Here is a 14,175-nt window from a genome sequence, read left to right as displayed (position 1 = left end):
CTTTTCTTATTTGAATATAGATACAATCGCATTCCAGATAGATACGAAGAAATCAATGACTTTCTGGATGAAGTTTTTGCCTTCATCTGATTCTATGAATTTCGTAATCTTATCTTTCGCTTTATCAAGCTGGTCACTGACTTGTCCCCAGTCAATGTCAGCGTTTTTCATCTTATTGAATAGGGAGACAAGCTGATTCTTTTGGCTGTCTGTAAGCGTGACATTTAAATCAGAAGCTGCGTCGTCCACTTGTTTTTCGATGTCAGCTTTATTATCAGGCACCCCGTTTTTAGCAAACTCTTCTTTGATTTTTGCAATCAGGGCTGATGCATTTTCGTTACCGATTTTGTCTCCAAGCTCTGATGTCGTGACAAGCTCTTGGTTGGCGACTTGTTTAACATCCTCCGAGATCGCTTCGTCTGAAGAAACTTCATACGCCTTAATCAATCCAGTTAAAGCCGCAGTCCCGGATACTTCAAACGGTGCTGTAACATACACCTTCGCATCTTTCACACCGGCTGTCATCAGTGCATTCAGGTACATTTCATCTGTGATGCCGCTGATATTATGGGTCTCAACATTCAATCCGGAGCCTTTTTTGGCAATGGTGATTGACGAAGAAGAAATCGCTCTCGATCCGATTTGCGCGTTTGATATATATTTTCCTAAATATTCATGTTCTTCTTTATTGGTCACGGTTACCGTTGTGGCATTATCAGGGACATTCATTTCATCAAGCACTTTTTGTTTGTCGGATTCTGACAAATCAGCACCCAGTGTTACAATGACATCTCCAACTGCGGCATCCGCGAGACTGACCTTCGGAACCGTCAGCAGCAAAACGGCCGCTGCCAGCATTCCAATCCAAATTTTCTTCAAAGCAGTTTGACCTCCTTCAATTTCACAAGCAGCTGGATAGTGCTGCTTTGTGAGGACCTGAATCATGAAAAATACAGTTCCGTTAGGTTAGACGGAGATAAAGAGATTCAGGTTTCATTTTTATTTTTTAGTAAAGCTCGGGAGATTCGTTTTCCCCCGAAAGGTGTGGTATAATAGCCGCGACAAGGAGAGACAGGCTATAACCTATCATACATAATCTCCTTTGAAAATTAAAATAAAGAAAGTAGGCATACAATTGAAAACAGGTTACTTTTTATTAGAAGACGGGAACAAAATTGAATTTGAACTTTATCCTGAAGCTGCACCTGGAACTGTTGCAAACTTTGAAAAGCTTGCAAACGAAGGCTTTTATGACGGGCTTACATTCCACCGAGTGATCCCTGGCTTCGTGAGCCAAGGCGGATGCCCGCACGGAACTGGTACTGGCGGCCCAGGATACACAATCAAATGTGAAACAGAAGGAAACCCGCATACACATGAGGCGGGCGCACTTTCTATGGCACATGCCGGAAAAGACACTGGCGGCAGCCAATTTTTCATCGTTCATGAGCCACAGCCTCATTTGAACGGTGTTCACACTGTATTTGGTAAAGTAACAAGCGGATTAGAATTCGCGAAAAACATGTCTAATGGCGACGTCATGAAAGAAGTTCGTGTAGAAGGCTAATCGGCAGGCAAAAGGCTTCCTCTTAGAGAGGAAGCTTTTTTTATTGGCCAAAAATGTTCAATAAAAAACCGCCGAATGCTGATGGCGGTTGGCAAAACCAGGTGTTTAGTTAGTGACCCCCGTGTATTGAATACATTAAAAAGTTTTGGTGACGTTCTGATCAGTAAATTGATGATTAATCATTTTAGCCTTGCTTACAAAGTTATTTTCAAAGACAATTCCTGTGTTTAAACCTCCGGAGCCAAACACAGATTTGGACAAAGTTAAAGGCCTGATCATAAAAGCGCCGCCTACGTTAATTACGCTGTTCCCGGAAACGTTGTTTATATTAATAGGATAATCAATCATACTATCAAGTCTCCTTTCATATCATTCTATTTTTTATATGTATTAGTGCTAGAGTTGATTAGCGTAAACTTAATGGCAAAAATATTTAGGAGATGCCTGCTCATTGGTATTTTGTGGTAAAATAAATCAAATAAACGTGATGTAATGAAAAGGAGATCGCGATATGGACAACAAAGGCTGTAGAAAATGCGGCAGTACTGAAGCAGGACAAAAAGAAATAGCCACAACCGGCACGGGATTATCAAAGCTGTTTGACGTGCAGCATAACCGATTTCTAGGGTTTACTGTAAGAACTGCGGATATTCAGAGTTTTATAATAAAGAGTCTTCAACTGCCGGGAATATATTGGATTTATTTTTTAGAGGCTGATCCATGTTTTCGAGCTTGAATGATTTTAAACATATTATGAAAGCAAAAAATGGGGTGCGGTTATCACCTGCGAAATAGGTTGCCGCAAACATTCCAGTAACCTTTATGACGTGAATTGTTTTTTGTCAAGTGCCATGGGTATCATGGACTGAGAGATCAATGGAATGCAGTAAATGAACAAACTGTTCGTAACCTCATGCCTTATATACGATCTAAAGATTTAGCATATGAGAACTCTCTTTCTTCTGAGTCCATCGCTTCTGAATTATGCGATTCATTTCTTTCAATATTTGCAGGCTTAGTTATGATCGACAAGAAAAAATAGGCATGATGTGGGTAGAAGATGAAGATTAACAGTTTGTAAAATCACTTCAATGGTCCTAATGGGATTTTTTTTCGATTCGTGATAACATAAATTGAAGACCGTTGTTTATTGGAGGAAATCAGTTGAAATCAGAAAATGTTTCGAAGAAAAAAACAATATTAGAATGGGCAAAAGCAATTGTGATTGCTGTCGTTCTTGCTTTGCTCATCCGCAACTTTATTTTTGCGCCGTATGTCGTTGACGGTGAATCCATGGAACCTACACTTCACGATCGTGAAAGGGTCTTTGTCAATATGACAGTCAAATACATCGGCGAGTTTGATAGAGGGGACATTGTCGTGTTAAACGGAGATGATGTTCACTATGTCAAACGTATTATCGGCCTTCCCGGCGATACGGTTGAGATGAAAAATGACCAGCTCTATATCAACGGGAAAAAGGTGGACGAACCTTATTTGGCAGCTAATAAAAAGATAGCGAAACAGGACGGTAAACCTTTGACCGATGATTTCGGCCCGGTTAAAGTGCCTGATAACAAGTATTTTGTGATGGGTGACAACCGTCGGAATTCCATGGACAGCCGTAACGGACTTGGCCTCTTCACGAAAAAACAAATTGCGGGTACGTCAAAGTTTGTTTTCTACCCGTTTAATGAAATTCGCAAAACAAATTAGGATCAAGCAGTTTCCCATTGGGGCTGCTTTTTTTATATCTTTTTTACGGTCATCCCCTAAAAACAGAACATAAATTCGTATATCTATAGAAAAGAAATTTTTGCAGAAATGTGAAACATATTCCCGTTATGCATCGTTATATTAATAATTTACGAGAATTTACGGTTTTTTATTCATGAAAAAAAGGAATAACTCATATGAATGAATAGATTCATATTGGCTGGAGGTTTAGAAATGGGAAGAATAAAAACCAAGATTACCATTCTGTTAGTGCTTTTGCTTTTACTTGCAGGCGGTTATATGTACATAAATGATGTTGAGCTGAAGGATGTTCCGACAGCAATTGGACAAACCTTGTCCTCGGAAGAAGAGGAATACACCATCCAGGAATATAAAGTGACGAAAATTGACGGCTCAGAGTATCATGGAGTAGCAGAAAACGGAACAAAAATCATCTTCAACGGAAAAAAATTAAATCAGGATTTATCTGATATAAAAGAAGGTGACAAGATTAAGGCATACTTCAGCAAATCAAAGCGGATCGACGGATTAATCAAGGTTGCAAAAGTGAATGATTAACAAAACATCACCTTTCGGATCGAAGGGTGATGTTTTGTTTTTCTCAAATTGTAAGTTTATTTCATTGCGTACTTTAAAAAGGATCGCTATAATAGCCAATAAGGACAAATGAATAAAGATTGTATCCTTCGGGGCAGGGTGGAAATCCCGACCGGCGGTAGTAAAGCACATTTGCTTTAGAGCCCGTGACCCGTGTGCATAAGCACGCGGTGGATTCAGTTTAAGCTGAAGCCGACAGTGAAAGTCTGGATGGGAGAAGGATGATGAACCGCTATGCAAATGGTTCAAAAATGCATAGTGCTATTTCCTATTGCGTAAAATACCTAAAGCCCCGGATTTTTTATAAATTCGGGGCTTTTTTGACGGTAAATAACAAAAGAGGGGAGGGAAACAAATGGAAGAGTATTATATGAAGCTGGCATTAGATCTTGCGAAGCAGGGCGAAGGACAGACCGAATCCAATCCGCTCGTCGGCGCTGTTGTCGTAAAGGACGGACAAATTGTCGGAATGGGCGCCCATTTAAAATATGGTGAAGCTCATGCAGAAGTTCATGCCATCCATATGGCTGGAGCACATGCAGAGGGTGCCGACATTTACGTTACACTTGAACCGTGCAGCCATTATGGAAAAACACCGCCATGTGCAGAATTGATTATCAACTCTGGCATCAAAAAAGTGTTCGTGGCGATGAGAGATCCTAATCCGCTTGTGGCTGGAAGAGGGATCAGCATGATGAAAGAAGCCGGCATTGAGGTAAGGGAAGGCATCCTGGCAGACCAGGCGGAGAGGCTGAATGAAAAATTTCTGCACTTTATGAGGACAGGCCTTCCGTACGTCACGCTAAAAGCGGCTGCCAGCTTTGACGGCAAGATAGCTACCAGCACAGGTGACAGCAAATGGATCACGTCAGAGGCTGCAAGACAGGATGCTCAGCAATACAGGAAAACACACCAAAGCATTTTAGTCGGAGTTGGCACAGTGAAAGCCGACAATCCGAGCTTAACCTGCAGACTGCCGAATGTAACAAAACAGCCGGTTCGGGTCATACTTGATACCGTACTCTCAATTCCTGAGGACGCTAAAGTGATTTGCGATCAAATAGCGCCGACATGGATTTTTACGACGGCACGCGCAGACGAGGAAAAGAAAAAACGGCTTTCAGCTTTCGGAGTGAACATATTTACACTTGAAACCGAGCGCATTCAAATTCCCGATGTTTTGAAGATCCTAGCGGAAGAAGGCATCATGTCGGTGTATGTGGAAGGCGGTTCAGCTGTTCACGGAAGCTTTGTCAAAGAAGGCTGTTTTCAAGAAATCATCTTCTATTTTGCCCCTAAACTAATCGGAGGAACGCATGCTCCCAGCTTAATCTCCGGTGAAGGTTTTCAATCAATGAAAGATGTCCCCTTATTACAATTCACTGATATAACCCAAATCGGCCGTGATATCAAACTGACGGCAAAACCAACAAAGGAATAGGATGGTGACCATGTTTACAGGAATTATCGAAGAAACAGGCACAATCGAATCCATGAAAAAAGCAGGGCATTCAATGGCCTTAACAATTAAATGCTCAAAGATTTTAGAGGATGTTCATCTTGGCGACAGCATTGCAGTGAACGGCATTTGTCTGACTGTCACTGATTTTACAAAAAATCAATTCACAGTGGATGTTATGCCTGAAACAGTCAAAGCTACGTCACTGAATGATTTAACAAAAGGAAGCAAAGTAAATCTGGAAAGAGCAATGGCGGCAAACGGCCGTTTCGGAGGCCATTTCGTCTCAGGCCATGTCGACGGAACTGCGGAAATCACACGAATTGAAGAGAAAAGCAACGCAGTTTACTATGATTTAAAAATGGACCCGTCATTAACAAAAACATTGGTTTTAAAGGGATCAATTACTGTGGATGGCGTGAGCTTAACCATATTCGGCCTGACAGAAGACACAGTGACGATTTCCTTAATACCGCATACGATCAGCGAAACGATCTTTTCAGAAAAAACGATCGGCTCTAAAGTGAATATCGAATGCGATATGATCGGAAAATATATGTATCGATTTTTGCATAAAGCCAATGAAAATAAGACCCAACAAACCATTACAAAAGCCTTCTTAAGCGAAAACGGCTTTTAGAGAGGAAGATTTGCATGTTTCATCCGATAGAAGAAGCACTGGACGCTTTAAAAAAAGGCGAAGTTATCATCGTTGTAGATGATGAAGACAGAGAAAATGAAGGAGACTTTGTGGCTCTTGCCGAGCATGCAACGCCGGAAGTCATTAACTTTATGGCGACACATGGGAGAGGACTGATCTGCACGCCGCTCAGTGAGGAAATCGCAGACAGGCTTGATCTTCACCCTATGGTGGAGCATAATACAGATTCTCACCATACTGCATTTACCGTAAGCATAGACCATCGTGAAACGAAAACAGGTATCAGCGCTCAAGAAAGATCTTTTACCGTTCAAGCATTGCTGGACAGCACATCCGTGCCATCTGATTTTCAGCGTCCGGGGCACATTTTTCCGCTGATTGCGAAAAAAGGAGGTGTCCTGAAAAGAGCGGGCCATACAGAAGCTGCTGTTGATCTTGCTGAAGCCTGCGGATCTCCAGGAGCCGGCGTCATTTGTGAAATTATGAATGAAGACGGAACGATGGCGAGAGTGCCTGAGCTCATTGAAATTGCGAAAAAGCATCAATTAAAAATGATCACCATTAAGGATTTGATTCAATACCGTTACAATCTGACAACACTCGTCGAGCGTGAAGTTGACATTACGCTGCCTACTGATTTTGGGACATTTAAGGTTTATGGATACACAAATGAGGTAGATGGAAAAGAGCATGTCGCATTTGTGATGGGAGATGTGCCGTTCGGAGAAGAACCGGTATTGGTCCGGGTGCATTCAGAATGTCTCACAGGTGACGTGTTTGGCTCTCATCGCTGTGATTGTGGACCGCAGCTGCACGCCGCGCTGAACCAAATTGCCGCAGAAGGCCGTGGAGTGCTTCTGTACTTGCGCCAAGAAGGACGAGGCATCGGTTTAATCAATAAATTAAAAGCTTATAAGCTTCAGGAACAAGGTTATGACACCGTAGAAGCCAATGAGGCGCTTGGATTCTTGCCGGATCTTCGCAACTATGGCATCGGAGCACAAATTTTACGCGACCTCGGTGTCCGGAATATGAAGCTTTTGACGAATAATCCGCGAAAAATCGCAGGCCTTGAAGGCTACGAACTCAGTATTTCAGAAAGAGTGCCGCTTCAAATGGAGGCGAAAGAACACAATAAAAAATATTTGCAAACCAAAATGAACAAGCTAGGTCATTTACTTCATTTCTAATCACAAATATCACAAAAAAGGATGGGAATCATATGAATATCATACAAGGAAATTTAGTTGGTACAGGTCTTAAAATCGGAATCGTAGTAGGAAGATTTAATGATTTTATTACGAGCAAGCTGCTGAGCGGAGCAGAAGATGCGCTGCTCAGACATGGCGTAGACACAAATGATATTGATGTGGCTTGGGTTCCAGGCGCATTTGAAATACCGTTTGCTGCGAAAAAAATGGCGGAAACAAAAAAATATGATGCTATTATCACATTGGGCACTGTCATCAGAGGCGCGACGACACATTACGATTATGTCTGCAATGAAGCTGCAAAAGGCATCGCGCAAGCAGCAAACACTACTGGTGTACCTGTCATCTTTGGAATTGTAACAACTGAAAACATCGAACAGGCTATCGAGCGTGCCGGCACAAAAGCGGGCAACAAAGGTGTAGATTGTGCTGTTTCTGCCATTGAAATGGCAAATTTAAACCGCTCATTTGAATAATTTGCTGAAAACAGTTTAAAAATATGGTGAAAATGATATAATGTGAGAAAACGGATCACCTATTCGTATCCGTTAATAGCAGACTGGACATTTTGGATATAGAGGGGTTTTTATGTTAATTCGTTATAAAAAATCGTTTGAAAAGATTGCGATGGGGCTTCTTTCGTTTATGCCGAATGAAAAAGACCTTAAGCAGCTTCAGCAGACAATTAAGGACTACGAAACGGATACAGACCGCCAGCTCTTTCTTTGGAAAGAGGACGAGGATATCGTCGGAGCAATCGGAGTCGAAAAAAAGGATTCTGAGGTTGAGATCCGGCATATCAGTGTGAATCCTTCTCATCGCCATCAAGGAATCGGAAAACAGATGATGGATGCTTTAAAGCATTTATTCAAAACGCAAGTACTGGTTCCAAATGAATTAACGCAGAGCTTTTTCGAACGTTGTCAAGGTCAGCAGGATCAAGACATTTCATACAATAATTAAGCAGAGGCTGTCATCAGCCTCTGCTTTTTTTTCTGCGTTCTATTTCTTTTTCACGTTCACGGATGACGTCAGTCCGATCCCGCAAACGGTGTTTGTCGATAAGAAATATGTTCCTGAGTGCACTGGGCTGCCCCCATGTATACTTTTTTTTCCTGCATTCGATCCTGCATGCTTCCTCCAGTTTCTCATCTTTGATTGGCAGCATAATGCTTCTATAGGCAGAGCCCGTCTCGATTTGTTCGTAAACCGATTGCATAAGTTCGAGCAAACGGCCATGATCAAGCCCTAAGTCTTCGACTGCCCGGTGTTCTGCTTGAAGAATCCGGATGCTGTTCGCCATCAGTCTTTTTGCCCCGGCTGTATTCTGCCTTCTGTGATGATATAAAGCCACTGCAAGCTGAATAAAGCCCACCCAATAGCGTTTTCGTTTCTTTGGCGGATCTTCCTTCCAAAATTCTTCTAATATTTCATGGCATTCAAAATAATCCCGTGTCGCGTGAAACTCAACGAGATAATCTATATAAGCTTTCGGATACAAGGTGTTTCCTCCTTTAATGTGCTTTTAGTGTACCATAGAAGGGATAAAAGGAAAAAAGAACGCTCGGCCTCTATTGCTTCTTAGAAAGGAAAACCAGAAGCTAAGGCTTTTTCTCCCGCTTCTGCGCTCCCAGCAAACACCTCTCGTGTTTTGAATATTCTGTACAAAACTTGTTCAAAACAGGAAATGAAATAGTATTGGACGAGAGCTTTTTGGTGGCTTATACTATAGGGTAGCCAGTTTTTCCGGCAATGAGAGTGATACTTGAAAATGGTGAGATGATGGAAGAATATCAAGTGAAAATTGATACGTTTGAGGGCCCATTGGACCTGCTGCTTCATTTAATCAATCGTCTTGAAATTGACATATATGATATACCTGTGGCGAAGATCACTGAACAATATTTATTATATGTACATACGATGCGTGTGCTTGAGCTCGACATTGCCAGCGAGTATTTGGTTATGGCTGCCACGCTGCTCAGCATTAAAAGCAGAATGCTGCTCCCGAAGCAAGAGGAGGAGCTTTTTGAAGATGAATTACTTGAAGAAGAAGATCCGCGGGAGGAACTGATTGAAAAGCTGATTGAGTATCGAAAATATAAAGATGCGGCGAAGGATTTAAAAGAACGGGAAGAAGAAAGACAAAAATCGTTCACGAAACCGCCGAGTGATTTGAGTGAATATGCAAAAGAAGTAAAACAGTCTGAGCAAAAGCTCTCTGTCACGGTCTATGATATGATCGGAGCTTTTCAAAAAGTGCTGAAACGCAAAAAAATAAACAGGCCGATGGAAACAACAATTACAAGACAGGACATACCAATCGAAGCCAGAATGAACGAAATCGTGCACAGCTTGAAATCTAGAGGAACGAGAATCAACTTTATGGATCTGTTTCCATATGAGCAAAAAGAACATTTAGTAGTGACCTTTCTAGCTGTTCTCGAGCTGATGAAAAATCAGCTGGTCCTCATTGAACAGGAGCACAATTTTTCAGATATTTACATTACGGGGAGTGAATCCATTCATGGGGCTTGATATCGTGAATTGGAAAGCTATTGTGGAAGCCCTTCTTTATGCGGCAGGCGATGAAGGGCTTACAAAAAAGCAGCTGTTAACAGTGCTTGAAATCGAAGAGCCTGAACTGAACACGATCATGGCGGATGTGGCGGACGAATACCGCGGAGATACACGAGGGATTGAACTTATTGAGTATGCAGATACGTACATGCTCTCTACCAAAAAAGACTTTGCGCCTTACTTGAAAAAACTGATTGAAGTGCCGTCAAAGGGCCTTTCTCAAGCATCTTTAGAAGTACTGGCCATTGTTTCATACAAACAGCCAATTACGAGAGCAGAAATTGAAGAAATCAGAGGAGTAAAATCAGAGCGGATTTTACACAGTCTTGTCGCGAAGGCGCTATTGTGTGAAGTAGGGCGTGCCGATGGTCCGGGGCGGGCCATTTTATACGGTACTACGCCGACTTTTCTTGAACAATTCGGTCTGAAAACGCTGGACGAGCTTCCGCCGCTGCCTGAAAATGCGGAAGAAGACGTTCTTCAAGAAGAAGCAGATTTATTTTTTGAAAACTTTAACCAAACCTTCGAAGATATAAAATAGAAGTTTAATGAATCGCGCTTTTTCATCATCATAAGATATAAGGAAGAAGCTATCATGAAAGAAGCAAAATGTGAGAGACAAAGACATGAGGGGAAGATACCAAACGAAATGGGACATTCGATTGTGCGAGCGCAGACTCAAAAAACAGGCGAATTCTTATCAATGGTTGTCAATACCGTGAACGATTACCTAAATCAAACGACGCTTGAGTCCTTACAGGCTGAATTGCCTATTGAAAAAGGATACTGCTGTGATGTGCTGAGCACTCTGAGAAGAATGGCAGTATTTTGTGAAGGAGGCGCAGAAGCGTGCCGCCGTCTCCTGATGCAGGAGCCTTTTCAGGAAGCCAGAGCGGAAAAAACACTTTATAATGTGTATCACCAATGCATTGAAGAGTTCTTTATGCCGAAAAAAGACACGTGGTGTGAAAATAGCCGGGCGTCTTATACCGGGGTCAGCGCAATTGAGTTTTATCATGCTGTTCCTGCGTCGCTTGAGCAATTATTATTGCCGTTGAGCGCGGCCTTTCTGAAGATGAGGGAAGAGCTGGCTCATTACGAAGCGTCCGGATCAAGCATGGCGCCAATCAGATAACGTTTACTCTCCCTTTTTCAGGGAGAGTTTTTTTATGTTTGCTTCCAGAAATATAATTGTTATTCATAACTGATGGACATGCGCATAAACTTGTACAAACCACCACAAGGACGTGAGCAAACATGCGCATTTTCAAAAAAGCAGTATTCGTGATCATGATTACTTTTCTAATTGCAACCGTAAATGTGAATACAGCACATGCTGCTATAGATGTCAGTGCAAAAAGCGCGATCATTATTGACGGTGCGTCAGGCAGAGTGTTATATGCCAAGGATGAGCATCAAAAAAGGCGGATCGCGAGCATCACAAAAATTATGACCGCCGTCCTCGCCATCGAATCCGGCAAAATGGATCAAACGGTGACGGTTTCGGCAAATGCTGTCAGAACAGAAGGCTCCGCCATTTATTTAACAGAAGGTCAAAAAGTGAAGCTAAAAGATCTTGTGTATGGCCTGATGCTAAGATCAGGAAACGACGCCGCTGTCGCGATTGCTGAGCATGTCGGTGGGAGCCTCGATGGGTTTGTTTATATGATGAATCAAAAAGCCGAGCAGCTTGGTATGAAAAACACCCGTTTTCAAAACCCGCACGGATTGGACGACCATGAAAATCATTATTCAACAGCCTATGACATGGCCATTTTAACTAAGTATGCTATGAAGCTGAAAGACTATCAAAAGATTTCAGGCACAAAAATATACAAAGCGGAAACGATGGAAAGCGTATGGAAAAACAAAAATAAACTGCTGACCATGCTATATCCGTACAGCACAGGAGGAAAAACAGGCTATACAAAACTTGCAAAACGGACACTGGTCTCTACGGCTTCAAAGGACAGCATTGACCTGATAGCCGTCACCATTAATGACCCTAATGATTGGGATGACCATATGAAGATGTTTAACTATGTGTTTGAGCATTATCAAACCTATTTAATTGCAAAAAAAGGGGATATTCCAAAGCTGAAAGGCACATTTTATGAATCGAAGGCTTTTATCAAACGTGATATCACCTATTTGCTGACTGAAGAGGAAAAAGAAGATGTGAAAATTAATACCACACTGCTCAAGCCGAAAAAAGCATGGGAAAAAGATGCCTCGAAAATCCCTGACATCGTAGGGCACATGGAGATCATGTTCAACGATGCAACCATCGCAAAAGTGCCGATCTATTATGAAAATGAGCGGCATCAAAAACCGAAGAAACAATTTTTTGAAACGTTTAAATCAATCTTTCTGAATGCGGCAGGCGGAGCAAAATGGTCAATATAATTTGGGTCAGTTTAACCGTGATCGGACTCGTTTTTGCGATGTGCAACGGAACTCTGCAAGATGTAAATGAAGCCGTGTTTAAGGGTGCGAAAGAAGCGATTACGATTTCATTTGGATTGATGAGCGTGCTTGTTTTCTGGCTTGGCTTAATGAAAATCGCCGAGCAGTCAGGTCTTTTGGATATTTTCAGCCGGATGTGCAGGCCTTTTATATCTAAACTGTTCCCTGATATACCGCCGGATCACCCGGCGATGGGCTATATTTTATCTAATCTTATGGCGAATTTCTTCGGCCTCGGAAATGCAGCAACTCCGCTTGGCATTAAAGCAATGGAACAAATGAAAAAGCTGAATGGAAACCGATCGGAAGCAAGCCGGTCAATGATTACTTTTTTAGCTGTTAATACGTCCTGCATCACACTCATCCCGACAACGGTGATCGCTGTCCGAATGGCTTATTCCTCCAAAACGCCGACAGATATCGTCGGGCCAAGCATTTTGGCAACGCTTATTTCCGGAATCGGTGCCATTATCATTGATCGGTATTTTTATTACCGCCGCAAAAAGAAGGGAAGGTGAGCGGATGGAAATCATCAACTGGCTGTCTTTAGCCATGATTCCAATCATTATTGCCGGAATTCTTCTTTATGGAACGATCAAAAAGGTTCCGACATATGAATCGTTTGTCGAAGGCGGGAAAGAGGGGATAGAAATTGCCTTTTCCATTATCCCCTATTTAGTCGGAATGCTTGTCGCTATAACTGTTTTCAGATCATCAGGCGCGCTTGATTTTATAATGGATCTTTTAAAACCGGCTTTCTCCGCTATCGGCATCCCTGCTGAAGTAGTGCCGCTTGCTCTGATCCGCCCGATCTCCGGTACGGCCGCTCTCGGAATGACGACCGATTTAATTGCAGTATACGGGCCCGATTCCTTTATCGGCAGGCTGGCTTCCGTCATGCAGGGATCTACAGATACAACGCTTTACGTACTGACTGTGTATTTCGGAGCAGTCGGCATTAAAAAAATGGGTGATGCATTAAAGGTGGGACTTCTTGCAGATTTAATCGGCGTAGTTGCATCTATCATCATCGTTACGTTATTATTTGGGAGCGCCTGAAAACGGCGTTTTTTTTAGATTTGGCATAGGAATTTGAAAAAGCTTGTTTGTTAAGGTTGAAAAAAGTAAGATAATACTTGAGGTGAAAGACATGGAAAGACTGCAAAAAGTGATTGCTCATGCCGGAGTTGCGTCGCGCAGAAAGGCAGAAGAGCTGATTAAAGAAGGAAAAGTAAAGGTGAATGGCAAAGTAGTAACAGAGCTAGGTGTTAAGGTCACCGGTTCTGATCAGATTGAGGTAAACGGGTTAAAGGTTGAACGCGAAGAGCCGGTTTACTTTCTCTTATATAAACCAAGAGGCGTTATTTCCGCAGCGCAAGATGATAAAGGACGCAAAGTGGTGACGGACTTTTTTAAAAATATTCCGCAGCGCATTTATCCGATTGGGCGTCTGGACTATGATACGAGCGGTCTTTTGCTTTTAACCAATGACGGCGAATTCGCCAATAAGCTGATGCACCCTAAGTATGAAATAGACAAAACATACGTGGCGAAGGTGAAAGGAATCCCGCCTAAAGAGCTGCTCAGAAAGCTGGAGCGCGGAATTAGGCTGGAAGAAGGCAAAACAGCGCCTGCTAAAGCGAAGCTGCTGTCCTTGGATAAGAAAAAGCAGACAAGCATTATTCAGCTGACGATCCATGAGGGACGCAACAGACAGGTGCGCCGCATGTTTGAAGCGATCGGACATGAGGTAATCAAGCTGAAGCGTGAGGAATACGCGTTTTTAAACCTGCGAGGCCTGCACACGGGCGATGCCAGAGAGCTTACGCCTCACGAAGTAAAAAGGCTCAGAGCACTGGCGGATCACGGTAAAAACGCTTTCTAAATTTCACATAAC

18 protein-coding genes, 2 pseudogenes and 1 riboswitch are annotated in these 14,175 nt (G+C 42.5%); of the genes and pseudogenes, 16 read left to right on the top strand and 4 right to left on the bottom strand.

Annotated features, from left to right (window positions below; translation table 11 throughout):
- Positions 1-6: 6 nt before the first annotated feature.
- On the bottom strand, positions 7-879 hold the full coding sequence (locus QF06_RS09860) for a DUF1002 domain-containing protein (RefSeq protein WP_021479957.1): 873 nt from the start codon (positions 877-879) through the stop codon (positions 7-9).
- 256 nt (positions 880-1,135) lie between these two features.
- On the opposite strand from QF06_RS09860, the gene QF06_RS09855 reads away from it, so the two are divergent.
- A complete protein-coding gene (locus tag QF06_RS09855) occupies positions 1,136-1,567 on the top strand; it encodes a peptidylprolyl isomerase (RefSeq protein WP_003223931.1) in 432 nt (143 codons plus the stop codon).
- Between the two features lie 135 nt (positions 1,568-1,702).
- Here the strand turns inward: QF06_RS09855 and QF06_RS09850 are convergent, their stop codons facing one another.
- On the bottom strand, positions 1,703-1,915 hold the full coding sequence (locus tag QF06_RS09850) for a spore germination protein (protein WP_003230479.1): 213 nt from the start codon (positions 1,913-1,915) through the stop codon (positions 1,703-1,705).
- Between the two features lie 163 nt (positions 1,916-2,078).
- Here QF06_RS09850 and QF06_RS09845 point away from each other — a divergent pair.
- Positions 2,079-2,284 (top strand): annotated as a pseudogene (locus QF06_RS09845) (zinc ribbon domain-containing protein).
- Here the strand turns inward: QF06_RS09845 and QF06_RS22125 are convergent.
- A pseudogene (locus QF06_RS22125) lies at positions 2,227-2,465 on the bottom strand (hypothetical protein). The pseudogenes QF06_RS09845 and QF06_RS22125 sit on opposite strands and share 58 nt — an antisense overlap.
- A gap of 266 nt (positions 2,466-2,731) precedes the next feature.
- Here QF06_RS22125 and sipS point away from each other — a divergent pair.
- The 7 genes from sipS to ribT all read left to right on the top strand — a co-directional run bounded on the left by sipS (position 2,732) and on the right by ribT (position 8,195).
- Positions 2,732-3,283 carry a signal peptidase I sipS gene (gene sipS / locus QF06_RS09840; RefSeq protein ID WP_041849981.1) on the top strand — a complete coding sequence of 184 codons (552 nt, stop codon included), beginning with the start codon at positions 2,732-2,734 and terminating at the stop codon, positions 3,281-3,283.
- 234 nt (positions 3,284-3,517) lie between these two features.
- Positions 3,518-3,862 carry a hypothetical protein gene (locus tag QF06_RS09835; RefSeq protein ID WP_003230488.1) on the top strand — a complete coding sequence of 115 codons (345 nt, stop codon included), beginning with the start codon at positions 3,518-3,520 and terminating at the stop codon, positions 3,860-3,862.
- A 120-nt stretch (positions 3,863-3,982) separates the two neighbouring features.
- Positions 3,983-4,127: riboswitch (FMN riboswitch) on the top strand.
- A gap of 129 nt (positions 4,128-4,256) precedes the next feature.
- The gene (ribD, locus tag QF06_RS09830) at positions 4,257-5,342 is read left to right on the top strand and encodes a bifunctional diaminohydroxyphosphoribosylaminopyrimidine deaminase/5-amino-6-(5-phosphoribosylamino)uracil reductase RibD (RefSeq protein WP_041849980.1); all 1,086 of its coding nucleotides are present in this window, start codon (positions 4,257-4,259) and stop codon (positions 5,340-5,342) included.
- A gap of 10 nt (positions 5,343-5,352) precedes the next feature.
- Complete coding sequence (ribE, locus tag QF06_RS09825; RefSeq protein WP_014480161.1) at positions 5,353-6,000, top strand: riboflavin synthase subunit alpha; 648 nt, start codon at positions 5,353-5,355, stop codon at positions 5,998-6,000.
- Between the two features lie 14 nt (positions 6,001-6,014).
- Positions 6,015-7,211 (top strand): bifunctional 3,4-dihydroxy-2-butanone-4-phosphate synthase/GTP cyclohydrolase II, encoded by a 1,197-nt coding sequence (locus QF06_RS09820; protein WP_043940149.1) that lies wholly within the window; start codon positions 6,015-6,017, stop codon positions 7,209-7,211.
- A 32-nt stretch (positions 7,212-7,243) separates the two neighbouring features.
- Positions 7,244-7,708, top strand: coding sequence for a 6,7-dimethyl-8-ribityllumazine synthase (ribH, locus tag QF06_RS09815; protein ID WP_003223915.1), 465 nt, complete (start codon positions 7,244-7,246; stop codon positions 7,706-7,708).
- A 112-nt stretch (positions 7,709-7,820) separates the two neighbouring features.
- Positions 7,821-8,195, top strand: coding sequence for a GNAT family N-acetyltransferase RibT (gene ribT / locus QF06_RS09810; RefSeq protein WP_003223910.1), 375 nt, complete (start codon positions 7,821-7,823; stop codon positions 8,193-8,195).
- A gap of 13 nt (positions 8,196-8,208) precedes the next feature.
- Here the strand turns inward: ribT and QF06_RS09805 are convergent, their stop codons facing one another.
- Positions 8,209-8,733: a DUF309 domain-containing protein gene (locus QF06_RS09805; RefSeq protein WP_043940148.1), complete on the bottom strand. Its 525-nt coding sequence runs from the start codon at positions 8,731-8,733 to the stop codon at positions 8,209-8,211.
- Positions 8,734-9,014: 281 nt separating this feature from the next.
- On the opposite strand from QF06_RS09805, the gene scpA reads away from it, so the two are divergent.
- The 7 genes from scpA (at position 9,015) to rluB (ending at position 14,163) form a co-directional block, all read left to right on the top strand.
- Complete coding sequence (gene scpA / locus QF06_RS09800; RefSeq protein ID WP_003246108.1) at positions 9,015-9,770, top strand: segregation/condensation protein A; 756 nt, start codon at positions 9,015-9,017, stop codon at positions 9,768-9,770.
- Positions 9,760-10,353 carry an SMC-Scp complex subunit ScpB gene (gene scpB, locus QF06_RS09795; RefSeq protein ID WP_003223904.1) on the top strand — a complete coding sequence of 198 codons (594 nt, stop codon included), beginning with the start codon at positions 9,760-9,762 and terminating at the stop codon, positions 10,351-10,353. The genes scpA and scpB overlap by 11 nt, the downstream gene beginning before the upstream one ends.
- Positions 10,354-10,407: 54 nt before the next feature.
- Positions 10,408-10,947, top strand: a complete 540-nt coding sequence (locus QF06_RS09790) for a YpuI family protein (protein ID WP_014477219.1) — start codon at positions 10,408-10,410, stop codon at positions 10,945-10,947.
- Between the two features lie 122 nt (positions 10,948-11,069).
- On the top strand, positions 11,070-12,218 hold the full coding sequence (dacB, locus tag QF06_RS09785) for a D-alanyl-D-alanine carboxypeptidase DacB (protein ID WP_041849978.1): 1,149 nt from the start codon (positions 11,070-11,072) through the stop codon (positions 12,216-12,218).
- Positions 12,206-12,796 carry a spore maturation protein SpmA gene (spmA, locus tag QF06_RS09780; RefSeq protein ID WP_004398980.1) on the top strand — a complete coding sequence of 197 codons (591 nt, stop codon included), beginning with the start codon at positions 12,206-12,208 and terminating at the stop codon, positions 12,794-12,796. Before dacB ends, spmA begins: the two co-directional genes overlap by 13 nt.
- A gap of 4 nt (positions 12,797-12,800) precedes the next feature.
- Positions 12,801-13,337 carry a spore maturation protein SpmB gene (spmB, locus tag QF06_RS09775; RefSeq protein ID WP_003230509.1) on the top strand — a complete coding sequence of 179 codons (537 nt, stop codon included), beginning with the start codon at positions 12,801-12,803 and terminating at the stop codon, positions 13,335-13,337.
- 91 nt (positions 13,338-13,428) lie between these two features.
- Complete coding sequence (rluB, locus tag QF06_RS09770; protein ID WP_004398815.1) at positions 13,429-14,163, top strand: 23S rRNA pseudouridine(2605) synthase RluB; 735 nt, start codon at positions 13,429-13,431, stop codon at positions 14,161-14,163.
- Positions 14,164-14,175: the final 12 nt, after the last annotated feature.

Origin of the sequence: Bacillus sp. YP1 (assembly GCF_000877815.1) — a bacterium.
Taxonomy (GTDB): Bacteria; Bacillota; Bacilli; order Bacillales; family Bacillaceae; genus Bacillus; species Bacillus subtilis.
The sequence above is the reverse complement of the archived record's forward strand: the minus strand, read 5'-3'. Positions and strand labels throughout refer to the sequence as shown.

Coding starts and splice junctions, on each gene's coding strand:
- rluB (WP_004398815.1), top strand. CDS start 13,429: ATGGAAAGACTGCAAAAAGTGATTGCTCATGCCGGAGTTGCGTCGCGC.
- scpA (WP_003246108.1), top strand. CDS start 9,015: ATGGAAGAATATCAAGTGAAAATTGATACGTTTGAGGGCCCATTGGAC.
- spmA (WP_004398980.1), top strand. CDS start 12,206: ATGGTCAATATAATTTGGGTCAGTTTAACCGTGATCGGACTCGTTTTT.
- scpB (WP_003223904.1), top strand. CDS start 9,760: ATGGGGCTTGATATCGTGAATTGGAAAGCTATTGTGGAAGCCCTTCTT.
- dacB (WP_041849978.1), top strand. CDS start 11,070: ATGCGCATTTTCAAAAAAGCAGTATTCGTGATCATGATTACTTTTCTA.
- QF06_RS09820 (WP_043940149.1), top strand. CDS start 6,015: ATGTTTCATCCGATAGAAGAAGCACTGGACGCTTTAAAAAAAGGCGAA.
- QF06_RS09835 (WP_003230488.1), top strand. CDS start 3,518: ATGGGAAGAATAAAAACCAAGATTACCATTCTGTTAGTGCTTTTGCTT.
- ribE (WP_014480161.1), top strand. CDS start 5,353: ATGTTTACAGGAATTATCGAAGAAACAGGCACAATCGAATCCATGAAA.
- ribH (WP_003223915.1), top strand. CDS start 7,244: ATGAATATCATACAAGGAAATTTAGTTGGTACAGGTCTTAAAATCGGA.
- spmB (WP_003230509.1), top strand. CDS start 12,801: ATGGAAATCATCAACTGGCTGTCTTTAGCCATGATTCCAATCATTATT.
- QF06_RS09850 (WP_003230479.1), bottom strand. CDS start 1,915: ATGATTGATTATCCTATTAATATAAACAACGTTTCCGGGAACAGCGTA.
- ribD (WP_041849980.1), top strand. CDS start 4,257: ATGGAAGAGTATTATATGAAGCTGGCATTAGATCTTGCGAAGCAGGGC.
- QF06_RS09790 (WP_014477219.1), top strand. CDS start 10,408: ATGAAAGAAGCAAAATGTGAGAGACAAAGACATGAGGGGAAGATACCA.
- ribT (WP_003223910.1), top strand. CDS start 7,821: ATGTTAATTCGTTATAAAAAATCGTTTGAAAAGATTGCGATGGGGCTT.